13 protein-coding genes are annotated in these 18,478 nt (G+C 64.8%); 4 read left to right on the top strand and 9 right to left on the bottom strand.

What is annotated here, in order from left to right; translation table 11 throughout:
* Positions 1–424: 424 nt before the first annotated feature.
* Both ctaD and coxB read right to left on the bottom strand, forming a co-directional pair.
* On the bottom strand, positions 425–2,299 hold the full coding sequence (ctaD, locus tag FJ039_03985; protein ID MBM4405329.1) for a cytochrome c oxidase subunit I: 1,875 nt from the start codon (positions 2,297–2,299) through the stop codon (positions 425–427).
* A gap of 58 nt (positions 2,300–2,357) precedes the next feature.
* On the bottom strand, positions 2,358–3,470 hold the full coding sequence (gene coxB / locus FJ039_03990) for a cytochrome c oxidase subunit II (GenBank protein ID MBM4405330.1): 1,113 nt from the start codon (positions 3,468–3,470) through the stop codon (positions 2,358–2,360).
* Positions 3,471–3,758: 288 nt separating this feature from the next.
* On the opposite strand from coxB, the gene FJ039_03995 reads away from it, so the two are divergent.
* Complete coding sequence (locus FJ039_03995) at positions 3,759–4,658, top strand: protoheme IX farnesyltransferase (GenBank protein ID MBM4405331.1); 900 nt, start codon at positions 3,759–3,761, stop codon at positions 4,656–4,658.
* A 48-nt stretch (positions 4,659–4,706) separates the two neighbouring features.
* Complete coding sequence (locus FJ039_04000; GenBank protein MBM4405332.1) at positions 4,707–5,621, top strand: hypothetical protein; 915 nt, start codon at positions 4,707–4,709, stop codon at positions 5,619–5,621.
* Here FJ039_04000 and queG read toward each other — a convergent pair.
* The 4 genes from queG to FJ039_04020 form a co-directional block, all read right to left on the bottom strand.
* Positions 5,618–6,955, bottom strand: a complete 1,338-nt coding sequence (gene queG / locus FJ039_04005; GenBank protein ID MBM4405333.1) for a tRNA epoxyqueuosine(34) reductase QueG — start codon at positions 6,953–6,955, stop codon at positions 5,618–5,620. The genes FJ039_04000 and queG overlap by 4 nt on opposite strands.
* 12 nt (positions 6,956–6,967) lie before the next feature.
* Positions 6,968–7,765, bottom strand: coding sequence for an SDR family oxidoreductase (locus FJ039_04010; GenBank protein ID MBM4405334.1), 798 nt, complete (start codon positions 7,763–7,765; stop codon positions 6,968–6,970).
* Positions 7,766–7,877: 112 nt separating this feature from the next.
* The gene (locus FJ039_04015) at positions 7,878–9,359 is read right to left on the bottom strand and encodes an aldehyde dehydrogenase family protein (GenBank protein MBM4405335.1); all 1,482 of its coding nucleotides are present in this window, start codon (positions 9,357–9,359) and stop codon (positions 7,878–7,880) included.
* Positions 9,360–9,392: 33 nt separating this feature from the next.
* Positions 9,393–10,169, bottom strand: coding sequence for an SDR family oxidoreductase (locus FJ039_04020; GenBank protein ID MBM4405336.1), 777 nt, complete (start codon positions 10,167–10,169; stop codon positions 9,393–9,395).
* 139 nt (positions 10,170–10,308) lie between these two features.
* Here FJ039_04020 and FJ039_04025 point away from each other — a divergent pair, with 139 nt between their 5' ends.
* Positions 10,309–12,723: an O-antigen ligase family protein gene (locus FJ039_04025; GenBank protein ID MBM4405337.1), complete on the top strand. Its 2,415-nt coding sequence runs from the start codon at positions 10,309–10,311 to the stop codon at positions 12,721–12,723.
* Here the strand turns inward: FJ039_04025 and FJ039_04030 are convergent.
* On the bottom strand, positions 12,720–14,153 hold the full coding sequence (locus FJ039_04030; protein MBM4405338.1) for an MFS transporter: 1,434 nt from the start codon (positions 14,151–14,153) through the stop codon (positions 12,720–12,722). The genes FJ039_04025 and FJ039_04030 overlap by 4 nt on opposite strands.
* A gap of 7 nt (positions 14,154–14,160) precedes the next feature.
* Entirely contained in the window at positions 14,161–14,916 is a 756-nt protein-coding gene (locus FJ039_04035) for an LppX_LprAFG lipoprotein (protein MBM4405339.1), read from the bottom strand.
* A gap of 49 nt (positions 14,917–14,965) precedes the next feature.
* Here FJ039_04035 and FJ039_04040 point away from each other — a divergent pair, with 49 nt between their 5' ends.
* Complete coding sequence (locus FJ039_04040; GenBank protein MBM4405340.1) at positions 14,966–16,921, top strand: hypothetical protein; 1,956 nt, start codon at positions 14,966–14,968, stop codon at positions 16,919–16,921.
* Here the strand turns inward: FJ039_04040 and FJ039_04045 are convergent.
* Entirely contained in the window at positions 16,918–18,213 is a 1,296-nt protein-coding gene (locus FJ039_04045) for an MFS transporter (protein ID MBM4405341.1), read from the bottom strand. The genes FJ039_04040 and FJ039_04045 overlap by 4 nt on opposite strands.
* Between the last annotated feature and the right edge of the window lie 265 nt (positions 18,214–18,478).

Consider the following 18,478-nt stretch of genomic DNA (forward strand, 5'->3'; position numbering starts at 1 on the left):
AGGCTGGCATGAGGCGTCAGGCCTTCCTGTGTGAAGTGCCAGAACTCGTAGCCCTGGGCGCCGATGAAGAAGAGGCCGAAAAAGGCCGTCACAAGCAGCCACACCCGCATCATCTTCTCGTCGCCCCTGCGCGCAGCCGCCAGCGCCAGCACCATCGTGAAGCTGCTGGCGAGCAGCACAAAGGCCATGATGCTCACCAGCGTCAGGCTCTCGAAGGCGTGCTCGCGGTCTGGGCCCGATGCCACATTATTGTGATAGATGAGGAACGTCGCGATCAGCGAGCCGAAGAACATGCACTCGGTGCCCAGGAAGGTCCACATGAGCACCTTACGGTGGCTCTGCCCCGTGCTCGTCCTATGGTGCTCTTTCAGGTCTTCGAGCGCTTGGTTGACTGGTTGCGCCTGCTGAACCATGACCACTGCTCCTAATGATGCCCTTCGGACTGCTCGGCGATCGGCGGCTCAAGGACCCACGCATACGTTGCGATCACAGCGATCGAGAGGCCGATGGGCAGCACCGGCAGGATCGTCGCGTGATAGAGGCCGCCGAAGGCCGCGATGGTCATGCCGGCCGCAAGCACGATGGGCCAGTACGAAGGGCTCGGCAGCGCGATATGCTTGTTCTTCGGCGCTGGGGCCTGCGGCGGGGGCGGCCCGTGCTCGGCAAGCTCGGGGTGCTTCTGGTCCCAGAATGGCCGCGTGCTGCGCACCTCGGGGATCTGCTCGTAATTATAGTGCGGCGGCGGCGATGAGACGGACCACTCCAAGGTGTGCCCATCCCAAGGGTCGTTCCCGGCCTTCTTGCCGCTCTTCAGCGATTTGATGATGTTGTACGCCAGGAAAAAGAAGGAGACGCCCATAATCATGGCGCCCACCGTGGACATCATGTTGAGCCAGCCCAACCCCAGGTCGGAGTCGTACGTATAGATGCGGCGAGGCATGCCGTTCATTCCGCTGAAGTGCATGGGGAAGAAGGCCAGGTTCGATCCGATGAACATGACCCAGAAATGCCACTTGCCCAACGTTTCGCTCAACATCCGCCCCGTCACCTTGGGGAACCAGAAGTAGATGCCGCCCATGATGCCGAAGATCGCGCCGCCGAAGAGCACGTAATGGAAGTGCGCCACGATGAAATAGGTGTCCGTCTGCTGCAGGTCCGTCGGCGGCGAGGCGTGCATGATGCCGCTGATGCCGCCGATGGTGAAGAGCGCCACAAAGGCCAGCGCGAACAGCATCGGCGTCTCGAAGGTCAGCTTGCTCTTATGAAGCGTTGCGATCCAGTTGAAGATCTTCACGCCCGTCGGCACGCCCACCAGCATCGTCGCCGTGGCGAAGTACGTGTTCGCGATGGGCCCAAGGCCCACGGCGAACATGTGGTGGCTCCACACCGCGAAGCCCGTCACGCCGATGAAGATGCCCGCCAGCACCACGAACTTATAACCGAAGATCGGCTTCCGCGCGAAGACCGGCAGGATCTCGGAGACCATGCCCATCGGCGGGAGGATCAAGACATAGACTTCCGGATGGCCGAAGATCCAGAACAGGTGCTGCCACAGGACCGGGTCGCCGCCCGCGCTGGGGATGAAGAAGTGCGTTCCGGTGAACCGGTCGAACATGAGGAGCACCAGGCCCACGGTGATGACCGGTAGCGAAAGGACCAGCAGGAAGGCCACCACGAAGGTCATCCAGACAAAGATGGGCAGGCGCATGAAGGACATGCCCTTCGCCCGCAGGTTGATGATCGTCACGATGAAGTTCAGCGATGAGAGCATGGAGGAGACGCCCAGGATCTGGATCGAGAGGATCCAGTAGTCAATCCCCGTCTCAGCGGAGAAGGGCTTCTCCGTCAGGTTCGCGTAGGAGAACCATCCGGCGTCAGGCGGGCCGGAGGCGATGAAGCTCACATGCAGGAAGAGCCCGCCGAAGAGGAACATCCAGTAGCTCAGGGCGTTCAATCTCGGGAAGGCCACGTCCCGCGCCCCGATCTGCAGCGGCATCACGAAATTGAAGAAGGCGGCGTTCAGCGGCATGATGACCAAGAAGACCATCGTCGTGCCGTGCATCGTGAAGAGCTGGTTGAACGTCTCCGGCGAGGTGATGTTCTGCTCGGGCGCCGCCAGCTGGACGCGCATCATCAGCGCTTCCATGCCGCCCGCGATCAGGAAAATCAGCGCCGTGACGCCGTACAGCACGCCGATGCGCTTGGCGTCCACTGTCGTGATCCAGCCCCACACGCCTTCCGTGCTGGTGGGGCGGCGCAGGACGGCCAGGCCCTTCATGCCGCCGGTTATTGTGGCCATCGCTTGCCTCCGCAGGCTGCCGACATATGGTCAAGCCGTTGCATGATAGGTCGCTTCCTTACTTCGCTGCAGCCTTGCGGCTCATCAGATAGGCCACAAGGGCGTCTACATCTTCGGTCGTGAGCGCGCTGTTAGAGTCCGTGTAGGCCTGCGCCAGCTCAGTCATCCGGTTACCCGGCTTGATATTCGCCGGGTCCTCAAGCCACTTGCGCAGGTTCTGCTCGTTCAGCTCAACCAGGCCCGCGCCCAGGGTGATTCTATCGCCGAAAGTCGTCAGGTTCGGCGCGGGGAATGAGGCGCGCCCCTGCTCAAAGCCTTGCGCGCGGCCTTCCTGCACGCCCGGGGCGTCGGGGCCGTTAATCGTGTGGCACGCCACGCAGCCCTTCACCGCAAAGGTCGTCGCTCCCTTGGCTGCAAGGCTGTTTGCCGCAGGCGGCGCAGGAGGACTCTGCTGAGCCTTCACCCACGCGTCAAAATCGGCTTGCGTATGCGTGTTCACCCGGAAGCGCATCTGGGCGTGGGCAAGGCCGCAGAGTTCGGCGCACTGGCCGTAGTAGCTCTGGCCCGGGTTATCAGCCACCAGCCACATCACATTGATATGGCCGGGGATCACGTCCGTCTTGCCCGCCAGCTTAGGTATCCAGAAGCTGTGGATCACGTCCTGGGACTCCAGCGCCACCAGGATCGTCTTGTCCACGGGTATGTGCATCTCGTTTGCGGTGATGACGCCTAGGTCCGGGTAGCGGAACTCCCACCACCACTGATGGCCGATGACCTCGACCTTCAGCGCATCACCCTCCGGCGGGTCCTTGTGGTCCGCGATGGTGCGGTACGTCGGGATGGCGATGGCCGCCAGGATAAGCACCGGAAGGAGCGTCCAGGCAATCTCCAGCCGGTTGTTCCCGTGGATCTGCGGCGGGATGCTCGTATCGTTCGCCTTGCGGCGGTACTTGAAGATAAAGTAGACCAGGACGCCTTCAACCACGACGAAGACGATAACGGCGATCCAGAAGATGAACTTGAAGAGTCCCTCCTGGTCCCGGGCGATCTTGCCCTCGGCGCCGAAGGTGGACTGGGGTTCATCGGGAAGACAGGCGGTGATGAGAAGGAGCATAACCGCCGTAAGGAGGATGATCGCGAGGCGGCGGGCGAGCGACTTGTTGAAGGACATCTCTGTTCGAGTCTCGGTTCGCGCTTGGGCGTCCCCTAGGCGCGTCCCCCTTCAAAGTGGACCTCGTTTGAGGCGTTGGAATCCTATCAAAGGCGCATCTGGGTTGTCAAGCATTTGTTCCGAACATCACAAACTTTTTCCGCGGCAATAAGCCTCGCTCTCCCAGATATGTCCGCCCAAAGACGCTCACAACGCCCTGCCGACTCACCACGACCCTTGTGATATAATTCGCAAGACTTTGCGCCCCGCCATTCAGCCTGTTCAGTGACTCCCTCGCAGGTAGGCACAGTGGCTCACTCCACCTCCGCTATCGAGGCCCCCCATACCCTCCGGGCAACCATCGGCGATTACATCGCCCTGATGAAGCCCAAGATTATCCTCTTGCTCCTCGTCACCGCCCTCGGCGCGATGTTCCTCGCCGCGGAGGGCGCTCCCGCAGGCGGCACCGTCGCCCTCGTCCTCATCGGCGGCAGCCTCGCCTCCGGCGGCGCTAACGCCCTCAACCACTACCTGGACCGGGACATTGACCAGATGATGGGGCGCACCCGCAAACGCCCTCTGCCGGGCCGCCGCGTCGAGCCGCTCCACGCCTTCATCTTCGGCGTCACCCTCAACGTCATCGCCTTTGTCATGCTGGCCGGCGGCGTCAACCTCCTGAGCGCCTGGCTCACCCTGAGCGCCACCCTCTTCTACGTCTTTATCTACACCCGCTGGCTCAAGCGCTCCACCACCCAGAACATCGTCATCGGCGGCGCCGCAGGCGCCATCCCTCCCCTCGTCGGCTGGGCCGCCGTCACCGGCAGCCTCTCCCTGGAGGCCTGGTATCTGTTCGCCATCGTCTTCTTCTGGACGCCGCCGCACTTCTGGGCCCTGGCCCTCATGATCAAGGACGATTACGAGCGCGCAGGCGTCCCCATGCTCCCCGTGGTGCGCGGCGTCAGCGAGACGGCCTGGAGCATCTTCCTCCACGCCGTCACCCTGGTCACCATCACCATCCTCTTCGTCATGATGGACACCGTCGGCGCGGTCTATGGCGGCGCGGCCATCGCCCTGGGCGGCGTCTTCCTTGCCATGAGCCTCCACCTCCTCCGCAGCCTCTCTCTCGCCCACGCCAAGCGCCTCTACCTCTTCTCCCTTCTCTATCTCGCCCTGCTCTTTCTCTTCGTCGGTCTTGAGGGAAGCGTCTAACGATTGCAGCATCGGCCTTCGCCAGGGCCGGGAGAGCGAGCCTTCACGATGGTCTCCGGGTTCACACGCTGGTTCACGCGCCTCAGCGATCGCATCAGCCCTCGCGCCCTTGGCCGCTTCGTCCTCCTCTCCGCCGTCTTCACCGGGGGCCTCATCGTCTACGGCGCATGGGTCCGCGTCTCCGCCTCCGGCCTCGGCTGTCCCGATTGGCCCCTCTGCGATGGCGCTGACCTCCCCGGCAACAAGTTCGCCGCCATCGAATCGGGCCACCGGCTCCTGGCCGGCATCACCGCTGCCATGGTCTGCGCCGGCGGCGTCTTTGCCTGGATGAAGCGCAGGCTTATCCCCGGCCCCGCTAGACTCTTGGTCGCCGCGGCGCTCCTCATCTTGGGCCAGGCCATCCTGGGCGGTATCGTCGTCCTCACGGACCTCCACGGCTTCACACGCCTCGCGCACCTGGGGCTGGGCATGACCATCCTCGCCCTCCTCTTCATCGGCGGCTACGCCCTCGTGCAGCAGCCCGCGCGAGCGCGTATCGGCCCCCTTGGCCGGGGACACCTGGTCTTGCTGGGAGCGGGCGTCATCATGTTCGGCGGCACCATGGTCGCCACCTCCACCGGCGCGCTCTGCCATAACCTGCCCTACTGCGCCTCAGAATCTCCCAGCATGGCCGCCTTCCTCCACGGCGCTCATCGCACCTTGGCGATCATCTTTGCCGTCGGCGTCGTTGCCCAGGGGATCATCCTTCGCAAGCGCGGCGCGGATCAGGGAACGTGGCTTGCCTATTGCGCCCTCTTCGCCTTCACAGCAGCCCAGCTCGGCGCAGGCGTGGCGACGGTGGTGAAAGACCTGCCCGATGAGCTTCGCGTCCTCCACGTCGCTCTCGCCACCCTCATCTGGGCAAGCATCGTCAGTCTCTGGTCCCTGTTCTCCTTCGCCGCTTCGCCCAAAAGGGCCGCCTAGGCGGACGTCCCCATCGCCAGGGCGATCTCTTCCCGCACCCAGGCCTCACCCTCTCGCGCCGCCGCCTCCTTCAGCGCCCTCCGGGACTCCCTTCCGCCGATGCGCCCCAGCGCCCATGCGGCGTGTCCGCGCACCAGCGCCTCGCGATGGCTCAGTGCCTGGACAAGCGCCGGGACCGCCCTGGCATCGCGCAGATTCCCAAGGGCGATGCATACGTTGCGCTGCAGGCCGCTCAACTTCGCCCGGCGGACCGCGCTTCCCCTGAATCGCCGCTCGAAATCGGCCTCGGTCAGAGAGAGCATCTCGATCAAGTCCGGCCACGCCGAATCAGCATCCTTCGGCGCGAATTCGCTATCGCCCTCACCGCGGGAACGACTGTTCACCGGGCAGACATCCTGGCAGATGTCACAGCCAAAGACCCAATCGCCCATGAGCGGACGCATTCCCCGGGGGATCACGCCCCGATTCTCGATCGTGTGATAGGAGATGCACCGGCGGTTGTCCACAACATACGGAGCTATGATGGCGTTGGTGGGGCAGGCCGGGATACAGGCGATGCACTTGCCGCAGTTCTTCTTCAGCGGCCTGTCCGGCGTCAGCGGAAGGTCCGTGATCACCTCTGCAAGGAAGACCCACGAGCCAAGGCCGCTCGTCAGGAGGTTCGTATTCTTTCCGAACCATCCAAGCCCGGCCCGCTGGGCCACGGCGCGGTCGGGCATCGGCCCATAGTCAACGTAGAACCTGCTCTCCATCGCGCCAAGCTCGGCCAGCTGCTTCGTGAAGGCCTTGACGCGCCTCTCGATGACTTTGTGGTAGTCGCGCCCCCACGCATAGCGCGCGATCCGTCCGCGCAAAAGCCCGTCCGCAGGATGGCCCGGCGGAGCGACCGCGTAGCTGAGGCCCAATGAGATGATGGAACGCGCCCCAGGCAGCAGCTCCTTCGGCCTGCATCCGCGCCGAGCCCGCGCCTCGTTGTACCACGGCAGGCCGTCCAACAGTCCGGCCCGGACGCGCTCGGCGATGACCTCCTCCGTCTCGGGAAAGTCCTCGGCGGACGTCACGCCGACGAGATGGAAGCCCGCCGCCTTGGAAAGCCCCTTCACCTGGCGTGTCAGGCTCGCCACACGTGGGGAAACGGTAGCCGGGGAATCGCTCATGTCATGACTCCGCCTCAGCAATTCACGCTGACGCCAGTACCCCTCTCCCTCGATGGGAGAGAGCCTGCGCTGAGTCTGCCGAAGCGAACTCAAGCGTAGCCCGAGAGGAGAGGGTGATCTTCTCAGTGGCCCTAGTCTATGAGGGGAGACCCGAGGAAGGAACCCATCCCTGACCATCCCACCTTTACGCTACCCGGTCAGCTCTTCGCCGCCGTCCACGCCGATCACGTTGCCCGTGATCCAATAGGCTCGGTCGTCGCTCAAGGCCGCGATCGCCTTCGCCACATCCTCCGGCGTCGTCAGGCGCTTGCTCGGGTTCTTCCGCTTCGCCCCGTCAATGAGCAGGTCGTTCCCGGGGATCTTTCGCAGGGCGGGCGTGTCCGTGACGCCTGCGCGGATCGCATTGGCGCTGATCCCGCGCGAGGCCAGCTCATAGGCCAGCTGGCGGATGTGCGCCTCCAGCGCCGCCTTCGCGGCGGAGACCGGCCCGTAGGAGGGCCAGGCGTGGAAATCGCCCGCGCTCGTCATCGCGAAGATCTTGCTGCCGCGTTGGAGCAAGCCCTGCTGGTCAAGGTCCTGCGACCAGTAGACCAGGCTGTTCGCCATCACATCCAGCGTCATCTCCATCTGCTTCTGGTTCACCAGCTCATCCGCCTTCGCCCCCGTAAAGGGCCGCAGCGTGCCGAAAGCCAGCGAATGCATCAGCACATTCACGAACTCGCCGGGGCGCAGCCTCGCCCTCATCTCCTGGGCCGTCGCCTTGCGCTTCTCCGGGTCGGCCGCGTTCATATTGAAGAAGATCGCCTCTTTGCCATGGGCGCGCACATCCGCCTGCACCTTCTCCGCCATCGGCATCGTGCTGCTGCGGTCCAGGTGCACCCCAACGATATGGTGGCCCGCTTTCGCCAGCTCAACCGCCGTCGCGCCCCCGAATCCGCTCGAAGCCCCCAGGATCAAGGCCCATCGCCGGGCCGGTTCATTGCTCATGCGCTGCTCCTCGTTAAGCTCTGTGGTAATTGTAGCGGAAACATGCGGCGGCAAAAAAAGAGGCCCGCGCTCCGCAAGGAGGGGGCCTCTTCGTGCATCTTTTTTTGATGGCCTACGACCAGTGGATCGCCATCATCTCCGTATACTCGGCCACGCCGAACTTCCCACTCTCGCGGCCGATGCCGCTCTCCTTGAACCCGCCGAAGGGCGCCGTGCGGACGTTTGCGCCTGGGCCCACGCTGACGCTGCCCGCCCGCATCCGCCGCGCCATCTGTCTCCCCTTGGGCATATCGGTCGTGAAGATCGTCGCGCCCAGCCCGTAGGTTGTGTCGTTCGCGATGCGGATGGCGTCTGCCTCGTCCGTGTACGGGATCACGGAGACCACGGGGCCGAAGATCTCTTCCCGCGCGATCTTCATATCGTTGCGCACGTTCGCGAAAACCGTCGGCTCCACAAAGAAGCCCTTGGGCAGGTGCGCCGGCCGCTTGCCGCCTGTCACCAGCTCCGCTCCTTGCGCCTTCCCGGACGCGATGTACTCCTCGATCTTCGTCCGCCGCTCCTCGCGGATCACCGGCCCCATCATCACCTGCGGGTCCGCCGGGTCGCCCATCTTCACGTTCTTCAGCTGGTTCGCCATCTTCTGCACCAGCATATCGTGGTTCTTCCTGCTCACCAGGACGCGCGTCGTGTTCACGCAGCCCTGGCCGCTGTGCATGAAGGCCGGGGCGGAGGCCGCGGGGACCGCCATATCCAGGTTCGCGTCATCCAGGATGATGAGCGGCGATTTCCCGCCGAGCTCCAGGTGAACCCGCTTCAGCGTCTTGGAGCCCGCCTCCATGATCTTTTTCCCGGTGGCCACGCTCCCCGTGAAGCTGACCTTGTCCACCATGGGGCTGTCCACCAGCTCCGTGCTGATCTCCACGCTCTCCCCCGTCACTACGTTAAAGACGCCGTGCGGCAGGTCGCTCTCCGCGACGCACTTTGCCAGCAGGAGATTCACCAGCGGCGCATAGGGCGGCGTCTTCACCACCATCGTGGCCCCTGCGGCCAGCGCCGGGCCCACTTTTTGGATCGTGGTGAAGAGCGGATAGTTCCAGGTGGGGATGAGGCCGCAGACTCCCACGGGCGCGTAGTAGACCATGCTGTTGATCAGGCGTCCGCTCCCCGGCCCATGGCGCATCACGATGGGCGGCACCATCTCGTCGAACTCGAAGGTGGCGGCCAGGTCGGCGTAGTCGTACATGTGCTCGATCACCCAGTCCACGTTCACCATATAGGTATAGGCCTCGGCGCCCGCCTCCGCCGTCACGAGCCTCTTCAGCTCGTCCTTCCGCTTCGTCAGGCCGTCGGCGATCTGGCGGATGATGCGGGCGCGCTCCCGCTTGTCCGTGTGCGGCCAGGCCCCTTCGTCAAAGGCCTTCCGCGCCGCCTGGATTGCCTGCCGCATATCCTGCCTGCCCGCGTTCGGCGCCAGTCCCACCGGCTCCTCTGTGGCCGGGTTGATGACGGCATACGTCCTGCCGTCGGATGCGGACGTCCATTTCCCCTCTACGTACATCTGATAGGTTGGCGTTCGAGCCGCTGTCGTTGTCATATCCCCTCTCCTTGTCTCCTCTTGGGTTCTCTTCTAGCCCAGCATCACCAGTCCCGCATCCACGGGTATCGTCTGTCCCGTCACCATCGCGCTATCTTCCGAGGCCAGGTAGACCGCGGTCCCCGTCAGGTCCCACGGCTCCAGGCTCTTACCCAGGGCTGTCACGTTCTTCAGCCCGTCAATCATCTGCGGCGCCACCACCTTCTTCGTCGCCTCGGACATCGTCACGCCGGGCGCGATGGCGTTCACTCGGATGTTGTACGGCCCGCCCGTCATCGCCATCATCTTCGTCAGGTATATGGCCCCTGACTTCGTCAGGCCGTAGTGGTAGGTCGAAAAGTTGCTCGCCTTGAACTTCATAGGCTGGGGCAGTACGTAGGCCGCGCCGGAGGAGATATTGATGATGCTCCCGCCGCCCTGGTCCTTCATGATCGGGAAGACGGCCCTGCCGCAGATGATGATGCCGATGAGATTCACGTCAATCATCTTCCGCAGATAGGCGATGGACTGGTCCTTGGAGTCCATGTCGTAGTAGATGGCGGCATTGTTCACCAAGATATCCACCCGGCCGAAGCGGTCATAGACCTCCTTCGCCATGGCGTTGGCGCTCTCCTCGTTCGAAACATCGGCGCGGACCGCCAGCGCCTTGCCCCCTGCCTTGATGATCTCCGATTCCACCGCCTTCGCCTGCTCGATCCGCAGATCGGCTATGCCCACCGCCGCTCCCTCCTGCGCGAACCGCAGGCAGTACGCCCTGCCGATGCCCTGGGCGCCGCCCGTCACGATCGCCACCTTCCCTTTCAGTCGCATGGCGCACCTCCACACGGGGCTCTGTCCCCAAAAGTGGGCGTAGTATGCCCACAGCCAGGATGAATTGCAATGAGGAAACGCGCCGTGTCTCTACGCCCGTCTCCTTGACGAACCATATTGCCCCCTATACCCTCGAAGAGTGAAAGAGCACGGTCTGACGAAATACCTGCTCATCGCCATCTGGGGCGGCTTGGCCTTCCTTCTCTTGATGCCGTTCCTCATCGGCATTGACACCATCTTCCCCTACATCGTCCGCAAGTCCATCTTCGCCCGCGCCCTCATCGAGATCCTCGCCGGGCTCTGGCTCATCCTTATCCTGCACGACGGCCGCTACCGCCCCAAGCCCTCCTGGGTCATCTATGCCCTGTGCGCCTACCTCCTCCTCTCCGTCGTCTCCGCCGTCTTCGGCGTCAGCTTCAACCGCAGCATGTGGTCCACCTATGAGCGCATGATGGGCATCTGGGACCTCCTCCACTGGGTCGTCCTCGCCCTCATCCTCGCCTCCGTCATGCGCACCAGCCGTGCCTGGTTCTGGCTCTTCAACTGGAATCTCTTCCTCGTTCTCCTCCTCTGCCTCATCGGCTTTACAGAGATGTACGGCATAGGCAAAAAGGCCATCCCTGAGGCTCTGAACGACTTCCTCTATCCGGAGCTCATCTATCGCGGCTGCGGCGGCAGGATCTGCGCCACCCTGGGCAACCCCTCCTTCCTCGCCGCCATCCTCGTCGTGAACATCCCCATCGCCGCAGGCCTCTTCGTCCGCTCTTTCTATCAGTCGAAAGAGCCCCCCGCTACTGGCAAAAAGCCGAAGGTCGCGCCCAGGAACTGGCCGCTGCTCCTCTCCAGGGCCTTCTGGGCGCTCTGCACTCTTACCTTCCTCTGGATCCTCTACCAGAACGGGACACGCGGCGCCTTCATCGGCCTCGCCGCGGCGGCCCTTTTCCTGGGGGCGCTCGCCCTCTTCCGGGTCAACAAAGTGGCCCGCAAGCCGCTCCTCATCGTTGCGGCAGTCGTCTTCGGCGGCCTCTCGCTCCTCTACTTCTGGGACGTCTCCGTCAACATCCCTGCGCCCAAGGGATTGGTGACCAGCACCGCGGGAGAGCGCATCACCGTCAACATCGTCCAAGACGGCAGCGTGAAAGGACGCCTGATCGCCGCGCGCGCCGCGTTGCACGGCTTCGCCCAGCGTCCCGTCCTCGGCTGGGGGCCGGACAATTTCGCGGCGGCCTTTGATAAGAACGTCCGCGCCGAGGACTTCTATCTCGGCGAAAACTACGTGGACAACGCCCACAACAAGATCATCAATGACCTGGTGACCGTCGGCCTCCTCGGCACCTTGGCCTATCTCGCCGTCTGGATCGCTCCCCTCTGGTTCGTCGTCCGTCGCAGGCGGCGGCCGGACCATGAGATCTTCACCTACGTCGTCCTCTGCGCTCTTGCCGCCTATTTCGTCCAGAACCTCCTCCTCTTTGATACGCCGGCCATGATCCTCCAGTGGACCCTCCTCGTCGGCTTCGTCGCCGCCCAAGAGCGCGGCTTCGAAGATGAGGCGCAGGAAGAGCCGAAGGCGCAACCCGCCAATGCGGCTCAAGCGCCTGCGCCGCGAAAGCAGTCCGCCGCCGCGATCCCGGTCCTAGACGGCTGGGCCTTCGGCGCAGCTGCAGTCCTTGTCATCGGCCTCTTCGCCTTCGCCGTCTATTTCTTCAACTACCGGACCTACCAGGCCGGGAAGCAATTCGAGCTGATGCTTGAAAGCGCCGGGGAATACAGCGTTGCGATTGATGCCGCTCAGCGGGCGCGTCCTGAGGATAGGCCTCCCATCCAGGCGGCCGCGAATCGCCTCTTCGATGCTCAGATCACGGCATTCGAAAAGACAACGAACCTGGCTCCCACGCTAGGGAATGAACCGCGCAGAGTCTTCTTCAGCTCCATCGTCAACCAATTGCGCACCCTCACGCCGGAACAGACAACAACGGCATTGAAGGCCTTCTCGAATGAATGGCCCCGCGGCATAGATATCGAGCCTAAGAACTTCCAGTATCTCCGCAGCGTTGTCTTTGTCTTCCAAAGCTTCAAGGGCACGCCCGAAACCTCCCAGGGCGTGGAGGTTCTTCTCGCCCGTCTTGAGCGGGTGGGCTCTGAGCGCTTCGAAGTCCCCTTCCACAAGGCCGTCCTTGATCTAGACCAGGGCCGGTACCAGCAAGGCATCGCCACCATCGAGGCCTACCTGGACATCGTGCCCGAGATCCAGAAGAGCCTGATCCCTGTGGAAGAGCAGCTATGCAAGACCTTCTATGACGCCGACCGCAATGGCTTCTTCCAAACGCCCGTCTGCTTCAAGTTCATCATCACGCCTGAGGTCATCGAACGGCTCAAGCAAGAGGATGTCTCGCAACCCCAGATCTTCAAACGTCTCATCGCCCACGCCTATTACACGGAAGACTACAAGCGCGTTGTGGCGATTTCGGATGCCTTCACATCCAGAGGCGGCGTGCTGGACAACGATATGCGCGAACTCACCGATAGGGCGCGCAGTCTCATCCCTGCCAGCTAGCGTCTCCCCTTAAGCAGCCAGGCCGTCGCCAGCCCAACCAGGCAGACCGCCGCCGCGACGACGAAGATCTCGTGGAAGAAGCTCAGCGTCGCCCTGCGCACCAGCTCCTCGTAGTGCTCGCTCTCCGCCGGCACGCGCCCCACCAGCGTCTGGAAGCGCTCCTTGCCCCAGGAGCTCAGGGCCGCCAGGCCCAAAATCATCCCCGTCATCCGCGTCACCGTCACCAGGGCCGCCGCCGTCGCGCGCTGCGCCGCCTCCGCCGCATCCAGCGCCGCCACCGTCACCGGCGCGATGACCAGGCCGAAGCCCAGCCCTGTCAGCATCAGCTCCAGCGTCATCCTCGGGCCGCCCACATCCAGCGGCCATCTTCCAAGGAGGAAGAAGCCCGCCGCGCTGCACCCCAGGCCCGCGGCCAGGACGACGTGATGCCCCGCGCGCTGCGTCAGCCACCCGCCGATGATCGCTCCCACCGGGATCATCGCCGTCAGCCGCAGGAGCCGCAGGCCGCCCTCCAGGGGAGGCTGGCCCATGATCGTATCCGTCATCAGCGGGATATTGACCAGCGCCAGGATCAGCGCCCCGCCGATGAGCAGGTTCGCCGCGCTGGAGCCGATGATGGCGCGGTGCTTGAGAAGCCGCAGGGGCAGCAGCGCATCGCGGGATGCGGCCTGCCGCGCCAGGAATGCCGCGAGGGCCGCGCCTCCCAGGGCCAGGAGCGCGATGCGCCAGCCGAACCCAGCGGGAAGGGCCGCCTCCCCGGAGACGCCGATGGCGAGACAGGCGATGGCGGCGGCCGCCAGGCCGCCGCTCAGCATGTCGAGTCGTGACCCTGCCAGGCGGGGCCGCCCTGGGGCCTTGAGCATCACCGCCAGCACCAGCGCGCCGATGGGGATGTTAATCCAGAAAAGCCACCGCCAGTCCACGAAGTGCAGGATGCCGCCGCCGTAGAGCGGCCCCAGCACCGAGCCCCCTTCGGCGACGGCGGCCACAAGGCCGATGGCCATGCCGCGCCTGGACGGGGGAAGCGTTTCGCTCGCTAGGGCCAGCGTCACGGGGATCAGCGCGCCGCCGCCGATGGCCTGCACCACCCGCGCCGCCACGATCCACGCCAGGCTATCGCCCAGGGCCACCAGCACGGAGCCCAGGATAAAGAGCAGCATCGCCCCGGCATAGGCGGGGCGATAGCCCAAGACATCGGCCGCGCGGCCCAAGAGCGGCAACGCGGCCGTGAAACCCACCAGATAGCCGTTGATCACCCATGCGCCCTCATCAATCCGCGTCACCGGAAGTTCGATATCGAGGAAGATTTCCGGCAGCGCCGTGACCACCACCGTCTGATCGAGTGAGGCGAGGAAGACGCCGACGCAGGCGGCGATGAGGGCAATGGTGGGCGAAAGCGCGGCGGGTCCCTGGGCCTGGCGGGGCTTCACAGGCCTCCTATTGCGGCGCCGCGATGGCGAACGTCTGGTTGAAGCTGGAAAGCTCCAGCACCCGGCTCATCCCCGGCGGCTCGCCCTCCGAGATGCGGCCGAAGAGCTTCGCCTCCCGCATGAGGCTGTCCCGCGCGCCGATGAGGATATCCACGTCCACCCGGGCCCCTTCCAGCGCGCCCGTGGTCATGAACGCCACCGAGGTTGCCGGGATGCTGCCCTTCACCCGGTACGTCTCCGCGCCGTCCGTCGCCGGGCCGGCCGATACCACCGGCCCGCTCATGCTCCGCATGATCTGCACAAGCCCCTTCTCCGCGTCCAGGAAGGCCAGGAGGCCCAGGGCATAGTCATAGGTCTGCCACCGGCCCGTGAGGGGATTGGTCACATAGGTGCGGTCGTTCGCGCTGATGACCTTCAGCTCCACAGGAAACCCGGCCACCCGGGCGGCGAACTGCGCCTCCATCTTGTCCGGGTGCACCAGCGACCCCTTCGCGCTCCTAAGAGCCAGGCCATCCGGCAGCGGCGTCTCGCCATTCTCGTTCGTCAGGGAAAAGCGGATGGAGCGCACCTGGGCCATCGCCTGGGCCGACCTGGCAAGCAGCGTCTCCGCGGGCGGCAAACCCTCCCGGGACGATGGCGCGCCCTCACTGCCGCAGGCCGTCGCCGCAAGGAGCGCGGCGCACGCCCCCGCCATGATGGAGAGCTGGAGGAAAAAGCCCCGCGCGCCTTGAAGAATCTTCGCCATGTACGGCATTATAGCCACTGGTAAGAACTGACTCTCCGGTCGACGCGTATCCTTTCTCGAGGCCTATGTGAAATCCCTTCGTCCGGTCATCGCCCTCCTCATCGCCGCCTGCCTCATCGTCGCGGCATGCGAGAGCGACGCGCCCTCTTCGCCGACGGCCACCGCGACGCCTCCAACCCGGGAGCCGACGGCTCCCCTCGTCTCCGCGCCATCGCCATCACCTTCGCCATCGCCCACGGCAACAGCCGCGCCGGCGCCAACGCCGACCCAGTCTCCGCCGCCCTTCATCCCCATCCCGTCGCCGCCCCGGGGCGACCCACGGGAGATCGCCGCGCGCCTGCGCTTGAAGCAAGAGAGGCCCATCCCGCCCCTGCCGCGACGAGAGACCGACTACCAGACAGGCCGCGAGGAGACCTTCAACATCCTGGACCTCGATGGCCGCAAGAGCTTCACCATAGATGCCGAACTGCGATTCGTCTCGCCCAACGCCTATTTCTACGTGCAAAAAGGCAGGAGCGTCAGCGGGCAATCGCTTGAGCAATCGGCCAGGGAACTGGAGGAAAAGATCATCCCAGCGGTGAAGCGCCTCGCCAATCCCAGTTGGCAGCCGGGCGCGGGCTTAGACAGCCGCATCAGCATCCTCCACGGCGATATCCCCGGGCTGGCCGGCTACTTCAACCCCCTGGACGAGCTGCCCAAAGAGGTGAACCGCTTCACCAACCAGCGCCCCATGGTCTATATCAACGTCGCCCTCATCGTCCCCGGGACGCCGCAGTACTTCGCCACGCTCACCCACGAGCTCCAGCACGCGGCCCAGGCCCAGGCCGACCCGAATGAGGAGAGCTGGATCCAGGAGGGCGCCTCCGAATACCTCGCCGAAGCGGCAGGCTACCCAGTGAGCCTCTACCCCTTTTTCCTGAGACAGCCGGACACTCAGCTCACCACCTGGGCCGACGAGCTCAGCAACACCGGCGCGAACTACGGCGCGGCGCACCTCTTTATGCGCTACCTGGCCAAGCGCTTCGGGCCCGAGGCGATCATAGCCCTGGTCACCGACCCAAAACAGAGCGTGGAGAGCGTGAACGCCTTTCTCCGGACGCGCGGCGTGGCGGGCGGCCTGGATGAGGTGATGATTGACTTCGCCGTGCAGAACTATCTGGACCCGGCATACGGCAGGTCAACGATCTCCGTGGGAGGAGCGCAGGAAGTCGCTATCGCCCAGCGCATAGCCCAGGCGGGGAGCTATAGGGGCCAGGTGCGCCAGTACGCCGCCGATTACATCGAGATCGCGCCTCTCCAGGCGGAATCGCGGCTCACCATCGAAGCGCCCGCCGTCACGCCCCTCCTTCCCCTCACGCCGCCCAGCGGCAGGTTCGTCTGGTGGAGCAACCGGGGCGACAACATAGATTCGAAGCTCACGGCGCAATTCGATCTCACCCGCGTCACCCAGGCGACGCTCCAGCTCAAGCTCTGGTATGACCTGGAGCGCCTGTACGACTACGCCTACGTGATGGCCTCCAAGGACGGCGGGAAGACCTGGGAGATCCTGCAGGGGAGGCACACCACGGCGGAAGACCCCATCGGCCAAAGCTTCGGACACGGGTACACCGGAAGGAGCGGCGGGGGACAGCAGGCGGCCTGGGTTGATGAGAGCATTGACCTGAGCGCCTACGCAGGCCGGACTATCCTCCTGCGGTTCGAGCTGGTGGGCGATGGCGGCATCAACAACCACGGCTTCGCCATAGACGATATCCGCATCGCCGCCGTCAACTTCTCGGACGATGTGGAGTCCCCGGGAAACTGGCAGGCCGAAGGATTCGTCCGCACGGATAACCGCGTCCCCCAGCGCCTGGCCGCTCGGCTCATCGCCCTGGGGGAGCGCCGCACCGTCCTGGACATCGCCCTGGACGACCAGAACCGCGGCGGCATCTTCCTCGCGCCGGGGGTCCGCTACATCCTCGTCATCGTCGCCACCGCGCCGGCGACGAGCGTCCCGGTGGAATACGCCTACACCGTGCGCTAGCCCAGCCGCCGCACCTTGGACGAGCGCAGGTTCACAAAGCCGATCAGCGCCAGCACCATGATCCCCAGGCCCACGAACGATACGCGCAGGCCCATCGCCTCTGCGACGCTCCCCAATGCCAAACTACCAAATGATGAGAGGCCGAAGGTCAGGAAGTAGATGGACATCACGCGCCCCCGGTAGACGTCCTGCAGGTTGATCTGCAGAAGCGTATTGCACAGCGCCAGGGTCACGGCGTTGCAGAAGCCCAGGCCCAGCAAAGCGACCGCCGCGACGCCCACCACCGGCAGGCCGCCGAGCACCATCAGCAGCGCACCGGTGCTGACCACAACTCCGATGAGCAGCATCCCCTTCCCCCCGCTTCCCCCGGTGGCCGCGACGAAGACGGAGCCGAGCATCGCCCCGCCGCCCAGAGAAGCCATCAGGTAGCCGAAGGCGCTATCGCTCAGGTGGAGCGTGTGGTCCACATAGGCCGGCATCAGCGGCACGAAGGATGTGCCGAGGAGCGAGCCGATGATGGAGACAATGAGCAGGGAGCGCACCACATCCGTGCGTCGTATATAGGAGAGGCCGTCCGCCATGTTCCGTAGGAAGGAGCCCGTCTCCTTGGTCTCCTGCGCCCGCACGTGCCGCATCGCCACCACGGAGAGCAGCGACACCACATAGCCGCCCGACTGGATGTAGAACGTCCCCTCGATCCCGACCGTCGCCACCATGATGCCGCCCACCGCAGGGCCGATGACCCGCATGGCGTTCATCGTCACGGAGTTGATGGCGATGGCGTTCGGCAGGTCGCGTTTGCCCACGATCTCGAAGATGATGGCCTGCCGCGAGGGGCCGTTGAAGGCGAAGAGCGCCCCGTTGGTGAAGGAGAGGACATACAGCTCCGAGAGCGTGATGGCGTTCAGCGCCACCAGGAGCGCCGTCGCCAGGGAGTTGGCCATCAGGCAGGTCTGGCTGACCATGATGACCTTGCGCCGGTCGAAGCGGTCCGAAAGGACGCCGCCGATGGGTGCGGCAAGGAACATCGCCAGGCCCATGGCCATGGTGACGAGGCCGAGCTGGAACTCGGACTTGGTGAGCTGCCAGGCCAGGAGCCCGCGGCCGATCTGCTGGGTCCACTGGCCGAACTGGACGCCGAAGGTGCCCAGGAGCACCAGGCGGAAATCCCGGTGCGCCAGGGAGCTGAACATCGCGCGCAAGGCCGGCTTGGCAGCCTGGGAGGCCGCAGTCGCGCCCGGTGCTGTTTCGTGAGAGGCCACGCCGCTCTTTCCGCCCGCCCGTGCAGGCACCCGCCTACTCTAGCAAATGCAATGCATCGCCATGCCTCAGCCGGGCGTAGGCAAGAGCGGAGAGGAGAGGCGCACTGTCATCCGAGGGTCTCTGGTGCGAAGCACTTGAGCGCCCGAAGGAGGTACGGAGCGTTGGGTTGCGGGTGCAGCCCAATCCAGAGCCTCAGGCCGCCCGCCGACGTGTAGGGGCGCGGGGCGCGCCCTGGGGTGACAGCGGGTGGCCCTTCCCGGTGCGGCACACGGAGAGACAGAGGGGCGCGCGCCG

This window comes from Chloroflexota bacterium (genome assembly GCA_016875535.1).
Lineage (GTDB): Bacteria > Chloroflexota > Dehalococcoidia > SHYB01 > SHYB01 > VGPF01.